Annotated in this window: 17 protein-coding genes and 1 tRNA gene; 8 read left to right on the forward strand and 10 right to left on the reverse strand. The window is 66.9% G+C overall.

Features of this window, described 5'->3' with window-relative positions; translation table 11 throughout:
* Positions 1-26: 26 nt before the first annotated feature.
* Both HMPREF2924_RS06260 and HMPREF2924_RS06265 read right to left on the reverse strand, forming a co-directional pair.
* Positions 27-1,499: a methyl-accepting chemotaxis protein gene (locus tag HMPREF2924_RS06260; protein ID WP_003110283.1), complete on the reverse strand. Its 1,473-nt coding sequence runs from the start codon at positions 1,497-1,499 to the stop codon at positions 27-29.
* A 138-nt stretch (positions 1,500-1,637) separates the two neighbouring features.
* Positions 1,638-2,441: a TatD family hydrolase gene (locus HMPREF2924_RS06265; RefSeq protein WP_003130793.1), complete on the reverse strand. Its 804-nt coding sequence runs from the start codon at positions 2,439-2,441 to the stop codon at positions 1,638-1,640.
* Between the two features lie 246 nt (positions 2,442-2,687).
* Here HMPREF2924_RS06265 and HMPREF2924_RS06270 point away from each other — a divergent pair, with 246 nt between their 5' ends.
* Both HMPREF2924_RS06270 and HMPREF2924_RS06275 read left to right on the forward strand, forming a co-directional pair.
* On the forward strand, positions 2,688-4,118 hold the full coding sequence (locus HMPREF2924_RS06270) for an MltF family protein (RefSeq protein WP_003110285.1): 1,431 nt from the start codon (positions 2,688-2,690) through the stop codon (positions 4,116-4,118).
* Positions 4,119-4,216: 98 nt separating this feature from the next.
* Positions 4,217-4,651 (forward strand): DoxX family protein, encoded by a 435-nt coding sequence (locus HMPREF2924_RS06275; RefSeq protein ID WP_003090958.1) that lies wholly within the window; start codon positions 4,217-4,219, stop codon positions 4,649-4,651.
* 167 nt (positions 4,652-4,818) lie between these two features.
* Here the strand turns inward: HMPREF2924_RS06275 and HMPREF2924_RS06280 are convergent, their stop codons facing one another.
* From HMPREF2924_RS06280 to thpR, 3 genes are all read right to left on the reverse strand, one after another.
* A complete protein-coding gene (locus HMPREF2924_RS06280) occupies positions 4,819-5,841 on the reverse strand; it encodes a lipase secretion chaperone (protein ID WP_003160579.1) in 1,023 nt (340 codons plus the stop codon).
* A 49-nt stretch (positions 5,842-5,890) separates the two neighbouring features.
* Entirely contained in the window at positions 5,891-6,826 is a 936-nt protein-coding gene (gene lipA / locus HMPREF2924_RS06285; protein WP_003090955.1) for a triacylglycerol lipase, read from the reverse strand.
* Positions 6,827-7,021: 195 nt separating this feature from the next.
* Positions 7,022-7,570 carry an RNA 2',3'-cyclic phosphodiesterase gene (thpR, locus tag HMPREF2924_RS06290; protein WP_003130805.1) on the reverse strand — a complete coding sequence of 183 codons (549 nt, stop codon included), beginning with the start codon at positions 7,568-7,570 and terminating at the stop codon, positions 7,022-7,024.
* A 176-nt stretch (positions 7,571-7,746) separates the two neighbouring features.
* Between thpR and HMPREF2924_RS06295 the strand changes: the two genes are divergently transcribed.
* Positions 7,747-8,064: a hypothetical protein gene (locus tag HMPREF2924_RS06295; RefSeq protein WP_003090952.1), complete on the forward strand. Its 318-nt coding sequence runs from the start codon at positions 7,747-7,749 to the stop codon at positions 8,062-8,064.
* Positions 8,065-8,076: 12 nt separating this feature from the next.
* Here HMPREF2924_RS06295 and greB read toward each other — a convergent pair whose 3' ends face one another.
* From greB to HMPREF2924_RS06310, 3 genes are read right to left on the reverse strand one after another with little or no spacing between them, the layout of a single operon-like run.
* On the reverse strand, positions 8,077-8,583 hold the full coding sequence (gene greB, locus HMPREF2924_RS06300; protein WP_003090951.1) for a transcription elongation factor GreB: 507 nt from the start codon (positions 8,581-8,583) through the stop codon (positions 8,077-8,079).
* Between the two features lie 51 nt (positions 8,584-8,634).
* Entirely contained in the window at positions 8,635-11,127 is a 2,493-nt protein-coding gene (locus tag HMPREF2924_RS06305) for an ABC transporter permease (RefSeq protein WP_003130807.1), read from the reverse strand.
* 8 nt (positions 11,128-11,135) lie between these two features.
* On the reverse strand, positions 11,136-11,819 hold the full coding sequence (locus HMPREF2924_RS06310; protein ID WP_003090949.1) for an ABC transporter ATP-binding protein: 684 nt from the start codon (positions 11,817-11,819) through the stop codon (positions 11,136-11,138).
* A gap of 10 nt (positions 11,820-11,829) precedes the next feature.
* Here HMPREF2924_RS06310 and tesA point away from each other — a divergent pair, with 10 nt between their 5' ends.
* From tesA to HMPREF2924_RS06325, 3 genes are all read left to right on the forward strand, one after another.
* The gene (gene tesA, locus HMPREF2924_RS06315; protein ID WP_003119867.1) at positions 11,830-12,435 is read left to right on the forward strand and encodes an esterase TesA; all 606 of its coding nucleotides are present in this window, start codon (positions 11,830-11,832) and stop codon (positions 12,433-12,435) included.
* A 55-nt stretch (positions 12,436-12,490) separates the two neighbouring features.
* On the forward strand, positions 12,491-12,769 hold the full coding sequence (locus HMPREF2924_RS06320; RefSeq protein WP_003090947.1) for a hypothetical protein: 279 nt from the start codon (positions 12,491-12,493) through the stop codon (positions 12,767-12,769).
* A 77-nt stretch (positions 12,770-12,846) separates the two neighbouring features.
* Positions 12,847-13,818, forward strand: a complete 972-nt coding sequence (locus HMPREF2924_RS06325) for a L,D-transpeptidase family protein (RefSeq protein ID WP_003090946.1) — start codon at positions 12,847-12,849, stop codon at positions 13,816-13,818.
* Positions 13,819-13,941: 123 nt separating this feature from the next.
* Here HMPREF2924_RS06325 and oprI read toward each other — a convergent pair whose 3' ends face one another.
* Both oprI and HMPREF2924_RS06335 read right to left on the reverse strand, forming a co-directional pair.
* Positions 13,942-14,193: an outer membrane lipoprotei OprI gene (gene oprI / locus HMPREF2924_RS06330; protein ID WP_003090944.1), complete on the reverse strand. Its 252-nt coding sequence runs from the start codon at positions 14,191-14,193 to the stop codon at positions 13,942-13,944.
* Positions 14,194-14,609: 416 nt separating this feature from the next.
* Positions 14,610-14,699: transfer RNA gene (locus HMPREF2924_RS06335), tRNA-Ser, on the reverse strand.
* Positions 14,700-14,854: 155 nt separating this feature from the next.
* Here HMPREF2924_RS06335 and earP point away from each other — a divergent pair.
* Both earP and efp read left to right on the forward strand, forming a co-directional pair.
* Positions 14,855-15,985 (forward strand): elongation factor P maturation arginine rhamnosyltransferase EarP, encoded by a 1,131-nt coding sequence (gene earP, locus HMPREF2924_RS06340; RefSeq protein ID WP_003130808.1) that lies wholly within the window; start codon positions 14,855-14,857, stop codon positions 15,983-15,985.
* Between the two features lie 42 nt (positions 15,986-16,027).
* Complete coding sequence (gene efp, locus HMPREF2924_RS06345) at positions 16,028-16,594, forward strand: elongation factor P (RefSeq protein WP_003090942.1); 567 nt, start codon at positions 16,028-16,030, stop codon at positions 16,592-16,594.
* Positions 16,595-16,642: the final 48 nt, after the last annotated feature.

A 16,642-nucleotide genomic window follows, 5' to 3' on the forward strand; every position in this document is an offset into this window, starting at 1 on the left:
GGGCGATAGGCAGGTGCGCCTGCGGATCAGAGGCGTAGCTGGCCGATGGCGCGGGTCAGATCGCCCGCCAGGTCGACCAGTTGCTGGCTGGTGGCCGCCGACTCGACGGTCTGCTGCACGGTGAGTTCGGTGACGTCGCGGATGCCCACCACCGAACGGGTCATCTCTTCCGCGACCTGGCTCTGCTGTTCGGCGGCGACGGCGATCTGCGTGTTGCTTTCACGCATCTGCGCCACCGCGTTGGCGATCGCCGCCAGCGCCTCGCCGGCGTCGCCGGCCTGGCTGACGCAACCGTCTGCCTTGAGCGAGCTTTCCTGCATGAACTCCACGGCGTCGCGGGTACCCGACTGCAGGGCGAGGATCATCTGGGTGATCTCGTCGGTGGAGTCCTGCACGCGACGGGCGAGGTTGCGCACCTCATCGGCCACAACGGCGAAGCCGCGGCCCATTTCCCCGGCCCGCGCGGCCTCGATGGCGGCGTTGAGGGCAAGCAGGTTGGTCTGTTCGGCGATGCCGTGGATCACGTTGACCACGCCGCTGATCTTCTGGCTGTCCTCGGCCAGCTTCTGGATCATCTCGGCGGTGTCCTGGACGCCCTGGGACAACCCGGCGATCGACGCGCTGACCCGGCTCACCGCCTGCTGGCCGGCGCCGGCCAGGCGGTCGGCTTCCTGCGACTGATCACGGGTATCGGCGGCGTGCTGGGCGATATGGAAGACCGTGGTGGACATCTCGTTGATCGCGGTGGCGGTCTGGTCGGTCTCGCTCTGCTGGCCGAGCATGCCCTGGCGTACCTGGCCCATGCTGCGGGCCAGCGCCTGGGCGCCTTCGTCGAGCTTGGTAGCGGCCGCGGCGACGGTGCCGACAATGCGCTGGTAGCCGGCCTGCATGGCGTTGAAGGCGCTGGCCATCTGGCCGACTTCGTCGCGTCCCTGCAGCGGTACGCGAGCGGACAGGTCGCCGCTCTTCTCGACGTGCAGCATCACGTCCTTGAGGGTATGCAGGTGGGTGAGGATGAAGCGGATCAGCAGTTGCGAGGCCGCCAGCAGCGCCAGCATCAGCACCAGCACGGCGACGGCGTAGGCGCCGGCCCGGTCGGCGAAGACCTGCCACAGGTCGCTGGCCGGGGCAAGCACGGCGAAGCGCTGGCCGGAGCCGGTCTGGCCGACCCAGGCGCCGAGCAGCGGGGTATCGCCCTGGCGCGCGCCGGACAACTCGATCCAACCCTGCCCCTTGCCCAGCGCCTGGGCAGCGGTGCCGCCCAGGCTCGCGGCCTGTTCCAGCGGCAGCAGGTTGCTGCGGGCGGGCAGGGCGCTGCCGGCCGGCCAGCTCTGAACCAGCTCGCCCTCGGCGGCGGCGGCGCGCTGGGCGGAAGCGTTGCGCCCGGCGGCTTCCTGCTGCATGGCGAACAACACCAGCAGCAGGGTGGTGAAGAAGGCCACCGCGTTGACGGCCCAGAACTTGTATTTCAGTGGAATGTCGCTGATCCAGGTGCCCATAGGGGGATTTCTTCTTATCGGCAAGCTAATGGCAAGGCGCCATTATCTTGAAAGCTGAGTAAGGGGCAATCGTTGATGCGGGTCAACGAGACCGTTCGTCAGCTTAGCGGCCGATCCGCCGGGAGCTTGAGGGCGATCTCAGTCGATCGTCGGCAGGCCGAAGAACGCCCGCGCCGCGGCGCTGGTGTGAGCGGCCAGGCGCTCCGCGCTCTCGCCGCGATGGCGGGCCACGCAGGCGAGCACCTCGACCAGGTAGGCCGGCTCGTTGCGCCCGTTCTTCGGCTTCGGCCGCAGGCTGCGCGGCAGCAGGTAGGGCGCGTCGCTTTCCAGCATGAGACGGCCGACCGGGATCTCGCCTACCAGATCATGCAGGTGGGTACCGCGGCGCTCGTCGTTGATCCAGCCGGTGATGCCGATGTGCAGGTCGAGGTCGAGGTAGCCATACAGCGCCCGGCGCTCGCCGGTGAAACAGTGTACGACGGCGGCCGGCAGGCGATCGCGGAAGTCGCGCAGGATCGCCAGCAGGCGCTCGCTGGCGTCGCGTTCGTGGAGGAACACCGGACGCTGTAGCTCGACGGCCAGTGCCAGTTGTTCCTCCAGGGCCTTTTCCTGGGCCGGACGGGGAGAGAAGTCGCGATTGAAGTCGAGACCGCATTCGCCCACCGCGCGTACCCGCTGGTCGTCGAACAGGGCGCGCAGGCCGCGAGCGGTGTCGGCGTTCCAGTGGCTGGCCTCGTGGGGGTGGACGCCGGCGGTGGTAAACAGCCGGCCGCCCTCGTCGAGTTCGCCGCAGAGCTGCAGCGCCTGTTCGCTGTCGGCCAGGCTGGTGCCGGTGATCACCATCTGCACCACCCCGGCGGCGCGCGCGCGGGCGAGCAGTGCTTCACGTTCCGGGGCGAAGCTGGCGTGGGTCAGATTGACGCCGATATCGATGAGTTGCATGGTGCCTTCCTGGAATTCGCAGCGAGGCGGCGCCCCCTCGATCGCGCCGGACCCGCCGGGGGATGGGTGGCAAACCGCTTGTAGAACAATCCGTTATAATCGCAGATCGGGTTCTTCGGCGCCCGGATTATCTACCCAATGCCTCCGTTTGCAGCCGCTGTCGGAGAGGAACTTGCCAAGACTGCCATGCTCTGATTGATCCGGTCCCCCGGAGAGGGACATCGAGCCTGGCCTCTGGAGACCTGGATGACGCGTCTGTTGCTGCTTTCGCTTTGCCTGCTGGTGCTCGCACCCTTGCCGGCGGCTGCGCGCATCACCGGCCAGCCGGACAACTGGCACAAGGAACAGCCGGAGACCCGCGACCTGGCGAGCATCCGCCGCGCTGGCGTGCTCAAGGTGCTGGTCAACCAGAGCCGCAACAGCTCGGGCGAGGTGAAGGGCGAGCCGATCGGCGTTGAGTACCGTCGCCTGCGCGCCTTCGAGCAATACCTCAACAGCCGCTCGCCGTCCGCGCGGAACCTCACCCTCAAGCTCATACCCAAGCCCAAGGACCAGTTGCTTGCCGCCCTGCAGCGTGGCGAAGGCGACCTGGTCGCCCCCGGCGAACTGCTGCCGGCGCACGACGGCCTGCAGGTCAGCCCGAGCGCGCCGGTGCGCGCCGATGTGCCGCTGGTGCTGGTGGCGCGCAAGGGCAACCGGCGCTACACGCGCCTGGAGCAGTTGTCCGGGCGGACCATCCCGCTGCCGGCCGGCAGCGCCGCCGAGGGCGCCATCGAACTGGTCAACCAGCGCCTGGCGCAACGCCGCATGGCACCGATCCGGATCGAAAAGCTGGACGCTACCCTGGCCGTCGAGGATGTGATGGAAATGGTCCAGGCAGGCATCCTCGGCTTCACCGTGGTCGAGCAGCCCATCGCCGAACGCTGGGCCAAGGTGCTGCCGAAGCTGCGCGTCGACCGCCACCTGGTGCTGGACAATCGCGCCGACATGGCCTGGTACGTGCGCCGCGATGCCAGCACCCTGCGCGCGACCATCGACCGCTTCCTCGCCGACTACCGCGCGCCGGCCGACCAGGACGTGGCTTTCCAGCGCGTCTACCGGCGCGCCTACAAGGTCCGCAACCCCCTCGGCGCGGCGGACCGCAAGCGCCTGGAAGCGGTCCGTCCACTGCTGCAGCGCTACGCGCAGCAGAGCAGCATGGACTGGCTGGCGCTGGCGGCGGTGGCCTACAAGGAGTCGCACCTGAACCCGAAGGCGCGCGGTTCCGGCGGCGCCAGCGGGCTGATGCAGATCACCCCCGCGGCGGCGCGCAGCGTCGGGGTCGGCAATGTGCACGACAAGGACAGCAACGTGCTGGCCGCCAGTCGCTACCTGACCAAGATCCGCAAGCAGTTCTTCTCCAGCAAGCACCTCGACGAGCGCGAGCGCCTGGCGTTCACCCTGGCGGCCTACAACATGGGCCCGGAGCGGGTGCAGAACCTGCGCACCCAGGCGCGTCGCCGGGGGCTCGATCCGAATCGCTGGTTCTTCCAGGTCGAGCGGGTGGCTGCGGAAGAGATAGGCATGGGTGTGGTGAGTTATGTCAGCAGCGTCAACAAGTACTACCTTGCATATGAACGCGAACGGGTTCGCCTGGAGCCCGGGGTGCGTGCGAAGACGGCGACGGCTCAAAAATAATCTATAAATTCGATATTGATAACGCGTTTTTTGCGGTTTTAATATCGAATTATCTTGCCTATAGTGTGCCCATCTTATCCCACACCTGAGGACGCACCATGAATCCACTGATCAAGACCATCCTGTCGACCAACGCCGGTGCCGGCCTGGCCATCCTGCGTATCGTCACTGGTCTTACCCTGATGTCCCACGGTTCGCAAAAGCTCTTCGGCATGTTCGGCGGCGCCGGCCTGAACGGCATGGCGCAGTGGTTCGAATCCATCGGCCTGACCCCTGGCTACCTGCTGGCGACCCTGGCCGGCAGCGCCGAGTTCTTCGGCGGCCTGGCGCTGGTGATCGGCCTGCTGGTGCGTCCGGCGTCGGTGGTGGTGGGCTTCACCATGATCGTGGCGATCTTCAGCGTGCACATCGGCAATGGCTTCTTCATCACCGACAACGGCTATGAATATGCCCTGACCCTGCTGATGATCAGCGTGGCGCTGCTGATCGATGGCGCCGGCAAGTTCTCGCTGGACGGCAAGCTGTCCCGCTGAACCGGGCTGGCGACGAAAAAGGGCGGACACCTTCGGGTGGCCGCCCTTTTTCGTTGCGGCGCGCAGCACAAGGTTTCCGCCTCGCCGGCCACGCCAGGGCTGCACCCCTGAGGGTAGCGTTATCCGCCGAAGCGCCCTTCGCCGCGTTCTTGGCGTTTCCGTGTCGGTCAGCGCTGCTCGGCCTGGCGCATCTGTTCCAGCGCGCCCAGGCGCAAGCGTTCCTGTTCGCTGAAGCGCTCCTCGGCCAGGCGTTCGACCGCCGCGCGGCGGTCGGCTTCGCTCAGCCCGGTATTGCCTTCGATCCGGCTCTTCTCGGCGAAATAGTCGTCCAGCCGGCCCTTCCAGGCCGAGCGTTGCCGATCGAGTTGCTCCAGGCGGGTGGTGGCTTCGGCGCCCACCAGTTGCTGACGCATCTGGCGGATGGCTTCCGGGCCGGCGCCAGCGGCCTGGAGGGCGGCGGTCTGCTGCTGCAGTTCGCTTTGCAGTTGCGGCAGCACGCTTTCCTGCTGGTCTTCCGGCAGGCTGGCGCGCAGGCGGTCGATGGCGGCGGCCTTTTCCTCGGCGCTGAGCTTGCCGTCCTGGCGGATCGCCAGGCGCTCCAGGGTGAACTGGTTGTAGGTTTCCTCGTCGGCGAAGAACGCCACGTGCGCTTCGTTGCTGAAGATCCGCGCGCGCAGGGCTTTCACCGCGGCTTCCCGCTGGCGCAGGGCGTCGAGGTCGGCCAGGCGCGGCAGGTCGCGTTCGAGCAGCACCAGTTCCTTCTTGTAGTCGATGTATTGCTGCATCAGCGCCAACGCCTGGCCGCGCGCCGGCTCCTGGAGTTCGGCGGCGATGTAGGCGCGCAGGCGGTCCAGGCTTTGCTGCAGGGGCTCTTCGCCGACGGCGCTGAGGAAGTAGTCGAACAGGTTGCGGATGTCGCGGGTGATCAGCAGGTTGCCGCTGGCGTCGACACTGAAACTGCCATCGACGCTGGTGCCCCTGAAGGAGGTTGGCAGCGGCGCGACCTTGGCCGGCATGACCTGGGGGGCCGGCACCGCTTCTCCCGCGGAGGCTGCTGGCGGGGCGTGGACTGCGCCCGCCTGCGCGCTGGCCGGGGGCGCCGTCTCGGGTGCGGGGGAAGGTTCCAGCCAGACGAACCAGGCCAGGCTGGCGGCGAACGCCAGTGGAATCAGCAGGAGGATTTTCTTCACGCGAGGGGGCTTCCGGGAAAGGGCCGGGGCCGAGGCCCCGGCCGGGGTCCTACAGGCTGGCGTTCTTCAGGCGGTTGGCGTGCTGGCGGTAGACGCTGACCGGGCTGGTCTCGAACAGGCTGGTGAGGCCGAAGACCTGGTTCACCTCGTCCAGGTGGTTCATCCGGTAGTTGTCGCGGATCACCATGCCCAGGTGCGAACTGCAGGTGCCGACCAGGCCGTCGTTGGCGGTGCCGTTCTTGAAGGTCAGCGACGAGGCGCCGAGGAAGGCGTCGCTCGGATCGAGGAAGTTGGTCAGCGGCGAGGAACCGCTCCAGGAGTAATAGCTCACGCCGTTGACCTTGTAGGCGCCTTCGCCGCAGGCCGAGGTGGGGATGCCCTGCGGGTACTTGGCGTTGAAGCGCGCGGCACCCTCGCTGTTCAGCGACTCCAGCGAGCCCAGTGAATTCTGCGTACCGGTGCTGCCGCTGGAAAGGAAGCTGATCAGCGCGCCGAGGCTGTTGACCAGCCCGGAGAGGACTGCCTCGCCGGCCGAACCCGGTGGGATCTGGCGCAGGAAGTCGGCGGTGTCCGAACCCTTGTGCGGGGCGCCGACGCTGGTGGCGGAAGCGATCAGGTCGGGACGTACGGCGGCGACGTAGCGGATGGTCGGCCCGCCGTGGCTGTGGCCGATCAGGTTGACCTTGGGCTGGCCGCTGAGGGCGACGATTTCCTCCACCTGTTGCAGCAACTGCTCGCCGCGGACTTCCGAGGTGTCCAACTGGCTGACTTCGGTGACGTAGACCTGGGCACCGTCACGGCGCAAGGCGCTGGGAATGCCGAACCAGTAGTCGACCCCGAGGATATTGTCGAAGCCGAGCATGCCGTGGGCCAGCACGATGGGGTATTTGGTCTGGGTGTAGGTGCTGGCCTGGATCAGAGGGCTGGCAGCGAGAGAGGCGAGGCCGATGGCCAGGCCGAGGGGGAGCAGAGACTTCTTCTTCATGTTGTTCTCATCTCAGGTTGATGGGGCCGAGGGGCGCGTCCTGCCAGCCATCGCCCGAATCCTTCCGGGAGAACCGCTTCGCTGTCCCTTGCGCAGGAACCGTGCCAGCTTCGGCTTTTTTCCTCCAGGCCAGGAAATCCGCGGCTTCCTGGCGGCCGGTCATAACCTGCGTGGCAGAGCGGAAGAGGCGGGTTGTTACGGCGCGAAACGCTCGTTTGAATCTTCCCCGCACAACGCCCAGCGAGCGAGTGTGCGGTAGCGCACGCCCGCGGCGTCGTTTTGCGAGCAAAACAGGCTGAAATGGTCGACCTGCCATACGAAGGTTGGGGGTGGCGGGACGTCCTCCAGCGGCGCGGCATCGCGAGCCAGGGTCAGATGGGCGCTGAATGGGCGGGTTTCCACGGGCAGCTCCAGTTCGGCAAGGCCGGAGCGCAGGGCGCGGCGCAGACGCAGGAGGGCGCCGGGCGGTTGGCTGGGGGCCAGCAGCAGGATGCCGTTCCTCCAGCGCAGCAGACGGTCGAGACACAGGTCGAAGGGCGCGGCCTCGATGGCCGCGGCCATGTCCAGCAGGGCCTCGAGCCGAGCGGACGAGACCTGCCCGAGGAAGGCCAGGGTCAGGTGCAGGTTCGCCGTCGCCACCTGGCGTCCGGGCAGTGGCCGGTCATCGCGCCACCGGCCGATCCGCTCGGCGAGGGAAGGTGGACAGGGCAGGGCGAAGAACAGGCGAAGAGAGCGATCGGGCATGGGCGCCTCCGCGTGTTTCTTGACAGTCTCTATGCGGCTTTTCTAGGATGCGCGTGCGCCGATTTAAACAGCAACTTGCGGGGCGCCCGGCAGCAGCCGAAATACCGCTAAAGCGCTGGCTCGGTGTTGCCTCTCACCGCTGTCCAGCGGGACCGAAGAGGCGGAGACATGACGTCATGACCTGTCCCAGCACGCAATTGCGCCTGGCACCCATCACCACCGGCCTGGTCCGGCGGAACCCGAGGATTCTCCTCAGCGGGCCGCACCAGCCGACCCTCGTCCGTTACCTCGAAGGCTGGCCGAAGCGCTGGAATGGTTCGCGTACCTTCCTTATCCAGTTCGCCCAGGACGGCAAGGACCTGGCGCGCTTCCCCAGCGACGCGTTCGACTTCGCCGTGGTCCAGGCCCCCGGGGCGGAAGACCTGGACCTGGTGGTCCGGCAACTGATCCGGGTCGCCCGCCAGGGCCTGATCACCCGCCGTATCCTGCGCTGAGCGCGTGGCCCCTCAGGGCGCCGGCGGATACTCGATCTCGACGACGAACCAGAGCTTTTCCCCGGCCGGGGTGCGCACCAGCACCTCGGCGTCCAGCTCCTTGCCGACCAGTGCGCGGGCGAGCGGCGAGTCGATGCTGATCTGGTTGTTGCGCAGGTCCAGTTCGTCGGGGCCGACGATGCGATAGCGGGCCTGCTCGCCGTCTTCGTCTTCCAGGGTCACCCAGGCGCCGAAGTACACCCGGTTCGGATCCGCCGGCCGCTCGCCGACCACTTTCAGGTTCTCCAGGCGCTTGCGCAGGAAGCGCACGCGGCTGTCGATCTCGCGCAGCATCTTCTTGCCGTAGATGTATTCGGCGTTTTCCGAGCGATCGCCGAGGGCGGCGGCTTCGCTGACCGCCTGGGTCACCTGGGGACGGCGCACGTGCCAGAGTTCATGCAGCTCTGCGCGTAACCGCGCGGCGCCCTCCGGAGTGATCAGCGGGGTGCCGGCGGTGCGCGGTGGACGATAGCGACTCATGGTTCGGGTGGTTCCACAAATGAACGGATGAAAGCCTGCCAGTGTATCCGATCAGCCCTCGCGCAGGACCCGCAGCGGGCTGCTGTTGAGGGCGCGACGGGTACCCAGCAGGCCGGCGCCGCCTACCAGCACGGCGCCTACCAGAGGCAGCGCGAGCAACCAGGGGTGCGCTTGCCACGGCAGGTCGAAGACCAGTCGGTAGAGCAGCAGGCTGACCGCCTCGCAGCCGAGCGCCGCGAGCAGGCCGCTGACTGCGCCGAGCAGGGCGAACTCGACCCGCCGGGTACGTTGCAGCAACTCGCGCTCGGCACCCAGCGCGCGCAGCAGGGCACCCTGGCGCACGCGCTCGTCGAGGGTCGCCTGGAGGCCGGCGAAGAGCACCACGAAGCCCGCCGCGAGAACGAACACCAGCACGTACTCCACGGCCAGGGTGACCTGGTCGAGGATGCTCCGCAGCTGGCTCAGCAGGGCGTCTACCGGCAGCAGGGTGACGGTGGGGAAGGCGCGGGCCAGTTCGATCAGGTCGCGTTCCTGGCTGGCCGGCAGGTAGAAGCTTGTCAGGTAGGTCACCGGCAGGTCGGTCAGGGTGCCGGGCTGGAAGACCATGAAGAAGTTCGGCTGGAAATTGTCCCACTTCACCTTGCGCAGGCTCTGGACCTGGACCTCGCGATTCTGCCCGGCGACGCTGAAGGTGAGCCGGTCGCCGACCTGGATACGCAGGTTGGCGGCCAGCTTCTCTTCCACCGACACGCCCGGCAGGGCCCCCGGCTGCGGCGCGCTCCACCAGCGTCCGGCGGTGAGCTGGTTGCCGGAGGGCAGTTGCTCCGACCAGGTCAGGCCGAGGTCGCGCTGCAGGGCACGCTCGCTGCGCACGTCTTCGTCGAGCGCCTGGACCGGCTTGCCGTTCACCGCTACCAGGCGCCCGGGAACCATGGGGAACAGCGGCTCGGCGCCGGGGGAGAGCTTTTGCACGCGACGTTCGAAGGCGTCCTTTTCCGTCGGCAGGATGTTCAGGGCGAAATGGTTGGGGGCGTCCGGCGGCAACTGGGCCTGCCAGGTATCCAGCAGTTCGCCGCGAAGCAGGGCGATCAGGGCCATGGCCAGCAGGATCAGGCCGAAGGCCAGGCTCTGTCCGGCGGCGGCCAGCGGGTGCCGCAACAACTGGCCGAGTCCCAGCCGCCATGGCAGGCTGGCACGCGCCAGTGCCCGGCGCAGGCCGTTCAGGCCGAGCAGCAGGAGGGCGCCGAGCACCAGCGTGGCGACCAGGCCGCCGCCGAGCAGGGCGAGGGTCAGCTTCAGGTCGAGACTCAACCGCCACATGATCAGGCCCAGGGCGAGCAGGGCGCAGGCGTAGGCCATCCAGGTGCGCATCGGCACCGGCAGCAGGTCGCTGCGCAGGACCCGCAACGGCGGTACCCGGCCCAGGGCAGCCAGCGGCGGCAGGGCGAAGCCGGCCAGCGCTACCAGGCCGGTGGCGATCCCGGCGAAGGCGGGGAACAGGCCGCCGGCCGGTACGTCCGGCGGCAGCAGCGTGGCGAGCAGGCGGAACAGGCCGAGCTGCGCCAACCAGCCGAGCAGGGCGCCGATGGCGCTGGCGAGCAGGCCCAGCAGCAACAGTTGCAGCGCGTAGAGGAGCAGGGTTTCGCTGCGCGACAGACCGAGGCAGCGCAGCAGCGCGCTGGCGTCGTAGCGCCGTGCGGCGAAACGGGCGGCGGACAGCGCCACGGCGACGCCGGCGAGCAGCACCGCGGCCAGGCTGGCCAGGTTCAGGTAGCGCTCGGCGCGGCCGAGGGCATCGCCCACCTGGCGGTTGCCGTCGCGGGCATCCTGCAGGCGCTGGTTGGCGGCGAGGCTGCCCTTGACCTGCTGGCGATAGGCCTGGAGGGCCTCCGGCGGGCCTTCCCACAGATCGCGGTAGCGCACCCGGCTGCCCGGCTGGACCACCCCGGTGGCATCGAGGTCGGCCAGGCTCATCATGGCGCGGGGCGTCAGGCTGTAGAAGTCGCCGGCGCGGTCCGGCTCGTAGGTAAGGATGCGCGCGATGCGCAGCGGCTTGCGGCCGATCTCGATGCTGTCGCCGACCTTCAGGTCGAGGCTGACCAGCAGGCGCGATTCGACCCATACCTCGCCCGCCTGCGGACGACCGCCGGCCTGCTCGGCGGCGAACGGCGCGGCAGCGCTCTTGAGCTGGCCGCGCAAGGGGTAGCGGTCGCCGACCGCCTTGATGCTGCTGAGCTGGATGCCCTGGTCGGTGGCGATCACGCTGGAAAACTCGACGCTGTCGGCGTGGCGCAGGCCCAGACGGGTGCCGCGTTCGATCTGTTCGGCGCTTGCCGGCTGGGTACCGTTGAGCACCAGGTCGGCGCCGAGGAACTCGGCGGCGCGGGCGAGCATGGCGCCGTTCAGGCGGGCGCTGAAATAGCCGATGGCGGTGCTCGAGGCGACCGCGATCAGCAGGGCGAAGAACAGCACGCGCAGCTCGCCGCTGCGCGACTCGCGGAACAATTGGCGAGCGGCGAGGCTCAGCAGGCGGGAGAGGGGCACCGGCTTCATCAGGGTTCGACCCGGTCGATCAGGCGTCCGCTTTCCAGACGGATCAGGCGCCGGCAGCGATGCGCCAGACGCTCGTCGTGGGTAACCAGGACCAGGGTGGTACCGCGTTCGCGGTTGAGTTCGAAGAGCAGGTCGCTGATCCGCTCGCCGGTGGCGCTGTCGAGGTTGCCGGTGGGTTCGTCGGCGAACAGCACGTCCGGCTCCGCCGCGAAGGCACGGGCAATGGCGACCCGCTGCTGCTCGCCGCCGGAGAGCTGGCGCGGATAGTGGCCCAGGCGTTGGCCGAGGCCGACTCGCTCGAGCAGTTCTCTGGCGCGCTGGCGAGCGTCGGCGCGGCCTTCCAGCTCCAGGGGCAGCATCACGTTCTCCAGCGCATCGAGGCTGTCGAGCAACTGGAACGACTGGAACACGAAGCCTACATGGGCCGCGCGGACGCGCGCCCGCTGGTCCTCGTCGAGGTCGCCGAGGGCGTGCCCGGCGAGACGGACCTCGCCGCCGCTGGGCTGGTCGAGCCCGGCGAGCAGGCCGAGCAGGGTCGACTTGCCGGAGCCGGAACTGCCGACGATCGCCAGGCTGTCGCCGCGGGCGAGGTCGAGGGAGAGGTCGTGGAGGATGGTCAACTTGCCTTCCGCGCTACCGACAACCTTGCTAAGGTTCTGCGCGTTGAGAATGCTGGCGCTCATGGAGGTTCCGATGCGTGCATTGCTGTTGAGCGGCTGCCTGGCCCTGGTCCTGCTGACCCAGCAGGCCGCGGCGCAGACGCTGTTGGTCGTGGGCGATAGTATCAGCGCCGCTTTGGGACTGGATACCAGCCAGGGCTGGGTCGCCCTGTTGCAGAAGCGCCTCGCCGACGAAGGTTACGACTACCGGGTGGTGAACGCCTCGATCAGCGGCGACACCTCCGCGGGCGGCCTGGCGCGCCTGCCGGCGCTGCTTGCCGAGGAGAAGCCGGCGCTGGTGGTGATCGAGCTGGGAGGCAACGACGGGCTGCGCGGAATGGCGCCGGCGCAATTGCAACAGAATCTTGCCAGCATGGCGCAAAAGGCCCGGGCGGAAGGGGCGAAGGTGCTGCTGCTGGGTATCCAGTTGCCGCCGAACTACGGCCCGCGCTACATCGAGGCCTTTTCCAAGGTCTACGGCGCGGTCGCGGCGCAGGAAAAGACCGCCCTGGTGCCGTTTTTCCTCGAAGGGGTCGGCGGGGTCCAGGGGATGATGCAGGCGGATGGCATCCATCCGGCGCTCGCCGCCCAGCCGAGGCTCCTGGAAAATGTCTGGCCGACGCTGAAACCGCTGCTTTGAGACTTCCCCGGGAAACCGCTTTCGGCTAAGGTTGCGCACCCCTCAGGAGCCCCCCATGCCGCGTCCCGCCTGGACCCTCTACGCCTATCAACTGATCGAGCCCGACGATCAGCTGGACCTGTTCGCCTGTCGCGAGGTCCGGGTGCATGTGGTGGCGCGTCAGCTGGAGCTGGATACCCCGGCGGACCGCACGCTTTGCGGCAAGCTGCTGCCGGCCCAGCCGCGCTGGCAGCCGCTGGAACGGGCGCGTCTGCGCGACCGGCTGCTGTGTCCCGATTGCCGGAAACAACTGGAGGCGGAAAAGCGTGGGGAGCGCCTGTCCTGGTTGGTCTGAGCCCTCCCGGTGAAACCTGGCGGGGTGTTACACTGTCTTTCCTACTCCTTCATCGCACTCGCCAAGGATTCTCCGGAATGTTGTCGCGCGTACCCGTTGTCTCACTGTCTTTCGCCGCGCTGCTTTCGGCCGGCTCCGCATCGGCCCTGGAACTGCAGCTCCCGCCTCCGGGCGAGGACGTCGTCGGCCAGGTCCAGGTGATCAAGGCCAAGTACGAGGACACTTTCGCCGACCTCGGCGAGCAGTACAACCTGGGCTACAGCGAAATGGTCGCCGCCAACCCCGGTGTCGATCCCTGGCTGCCGGGCGTCGGCACCGAGGTGATCATCCCTACCCGCTTCGTGCTGCCGCCTGGCCCGCGCGAAGGCGTGGTGATCAACCTGGCCGAATACCGCCTGTACTACTACCCGAAAGGGCAGAACGTGGTGCACACCTATCCGCTGGGCATCGGCCGCGAGGGCTGGGGTTCGCCGATCGCGAACACCCGCATCACCGCCAAGACCAAGGACCCGGCCTGGTATCCGCCGGCCTCGATCCGCGCCGAGCACGCCGCCGATGGCGATCCGCTGCCGACCGTGGTGCCGCCGGGCCCGGACAATCCGCTGGGGCCGTACAAGCTGACCCTGGGCGTGCCGGGCTACCTGATCCATGGTTCGAACAAGAAGTTCGGCATCGGCACCCGCACCAGCCATGGCTGCTTCCGCATGTACAACGCCGACGTGACCCACCTGTTCTCGATGATCAGCGTCGGCACCAGCGTGCGTATCATCAACGAGCCCTACAAGTTCGGCGTGAGCAACGGCAAGGTCTACCTGGAGGCGCATACGCCGCTGAACGACCATGGCGACCCGTCGGTGGTGGACAAGCACACCGCGGTGATCAACACCCTGCTCAAGCGCGACGACCTGGCCAAGCGTATCCAGTTGAACTGGGACGTGGTCCGCGAAGTGGTGGCCTCGGAGGATGGCGTGCCGGTGGAAATCGCCCAGGAATCGGCGCCGGCGATGACCGCGACGGTGGATAGCGATCCTACCCAGCTTACGCCCTGACGGAGAGCGTCGAGGCAGAGGCCCGCGTACCCGCAAGGGACGCGGGTTTTTTCATGCCCGGCGAAACGCAGGCATAAAAAAACCGGCCCCGAGGGACCGGTTTTCAACAGGTCGTGAGACCTATTACTTGCGGCTGGCTTTTTCCAGCATGCGCAGGGCACGCTCGTTAGCCTCGTCAGCGGTCTGCTGAGCTTTCTGAGCAGCGCCCAGAGCTTCGTCAGCCTTGCGATAGGCTTCGTCAGCGCGAGCCTGAGCACGAGCAGCTGCGTCTTCGGTAGCGGTCAGACGAGCTTCGGTTTCTTTGGAGTGGCTGCTGCAACCGGTGGCCAGAACAGCAGCCAGAGCCAGAGCAGAGAATTTCAGAACGTTGTTCATCGTGTTCCCCTTAAGGTGGACATTTCCATAACAGCAATCTCCCCAGCCGGGGAAATTAGCCGGCTACATACTACCCATTACTTGTAGTAAGTAAACTGACCAAGCGCAAGCCGAGCAACTTTTTTTTTAGTCCCCCCGACTTTAGCAGTAGTTGGAGTGTCGTTTGTTCAAAAAATATCCAGCGTGCGGCGCAAGTAAGCAATTTCCCGGACCTTGGGTAGAGTTGCTGCAAGAGGCGGGGGATGAGGGCTGCCGGGTTGTCGAGAATGTTCCGCCGGAGTGGCTGGCGCTTATCGACTTGGCGGGGAGTGGCAAGTAACAACTAAGTTGCCAGCATGTTGCCGGAAATGCCGTAAGTATTGGTGCGGAAATGAAAAAGGCCCGGCTAACTTGATTAGCCGGGCCTTCTTGCGATCTGGCGGTGAGGGAGGGATTCGAACCCTCGATACGGTTTCCCGTATACACACTTTCCAGGCGTGCTCCTTCAACCACTCGGACACCTCACCAGGTTCTCGACAGCGCCGTGTCTGTCGAGGCGCGCAATTTACTCGAACATTTCCCGCTTGGCAAATATTTTTTTAACTTTTTCATCGGCTTAGGTCGTCGGAGGAAAGTCCGCGGGGTGCCTTGGTAGACTGCCGGGCACGAAGAGGAGAGGCGGATGGCGAGCTGGGAGATTTTCTGTAGCGTGGTCGACAACTATGGCGATATCGGCGTCACCTGGCGCCTGGCTCGCCAACTGGCCGCCGAGCACGGTCAGGCCGTGCGCCTGTGGGTGGACGAGCCGCAGGCCTTCGCCCGGATCTGTCCGCGGGCGGACCCGGTGGCGCACGTGCAGTGCCTGGATGGGGTCGAAGTGCGTGCCTGGGGCCGGCCGTGGGCACCGGTGGCGGCCGCCGATGTGGTGATAGAGGCCTTCGCCTGCGAACTGCCGGAGGCGCACCGGCAGGCCATGCGCGAGCGCAAGCGGCCGTCCCTGTGGCTGAACCTGGAGTACCTGAGTGCCGAGGAATGGATCGGCAGTTGCCACGCATTGCCGTCGCTGCAGGCGTGCGGGCTTTCCAAGTACTTCTTCTTTCCCGGGTTCCGCGAGCCCAGTGGCGGCCTGTTGCGCGAGGCCGGCCTGCTGGAACGTCGGCGCCGTTTCCAGGCCTCCGTCTCGGAGCCGGATGAGTTTCTCGCCTCCCTCGGCGTGCGGCGGAAGGTTGGCGAGCGACTGATTTCGCTGTTTGCCTACGAAAACCCGGCGCTGCCTGGCTGGCTGGAACAACTGCGCGACGCCCGCCAGCCGAGCCTGCTGCTGGTGCCGGAAGGGCGGGTGCTGGCGGATGTCGCCGATTGGCTGCGGGTGGCTACCCTGGCCGTCGGGGACGTCCACGTGCGCGACGCGTTGCGGGTCCAGGTGCTGCCGTTCATGGCGCAGGACGACTACGATCGCCTGTTGTGGTGCTGCGACCTGAACGCGGTGCGCGGCGAGGATTCCTTCGTTCGCGCGCAGTGGGCGGGACGGCCGCTGCTCTGGCACATCTATAGACAGGAAGAGGAGGCGCACCTGGCGAAGCTCGAGGCATTCCTCGAACTCTATTGCGCCGGCCTGCCCGCCGACCTGGCGGAAAACCTGCGCACCTTCTGGCTGGCGTGGAACGCCGGCGGTGGACTTGCCGGGGCCTGGGAGGGGCTGGAGAGGCAACTGCCCGAGTGGCGTAGGGAAGCGCAGCGCTGGGCCGACGAACAGGGCATGCGTCCGGATCTTGCGGCAAGGCTGGTGCAATTTTACGCAGATTGGCTATGATACGCGGCCTGATTTTTTGTCTTTCATCCATCGGATATTCGTATGAAAACCGCTCAAGAGTTCCGCGCCGGCCAGGTTGCCAACATCAATGGCGCTCCCTGGGTCATCCAGAAGGCCGAGTTCAACAAGTCCGGCCGTAACGCTGCCGTCGTCAAGATGAAGCTGAAGAACCTGCTGACCGGCGCCGGTACCGAGACCGTGTTCAAGGCCGACGACAAGCTGGAGCCGATCATCCTCGATCGCAAGGAAGTGACCTACTCCTACTTCGCCGACCCGCTGTACGTCTTCATGGACAGCGAGTTCAACCAGTACGAGATCGAGAAAGACGATCTGGAAGGCGTGCTGACCTTCATCGAAGACGGCATGACCGACATCTGCGAAGCCGTGTTCTACAACGACAAGGTGATCTCGGTAGAGCTGCCGACTACCATCGTTCGCCAGATCGCCTACACCGAGCCGGCCGTCCGCGGCGACACCTCGGGCAAGGTGATGAAGACCGCGCGCCTGAACAACGGCGCCGAGCTGCAGGTTTCCGCGTTCTGCGAAATCGGCGACTCGATCGAGATCGATACCCGCACCGGCGAGTACAAGTCCCGCGTCAAGGCCTGATCCTTTCGCGCGACGAGAAAAAGCCCGGCATTCGCCGGGCTTTTTCGT

Source organism: Pseudomonas sp. HMSC063H08, assembly GCF_001813645.1.
GTDB lineage: Bacteria > Pseudomonadota > Gammaproteobacteria > Pseudomonadales > Pseudomonadaceae > Pseudomonas > Pseudomonas aeruginosa.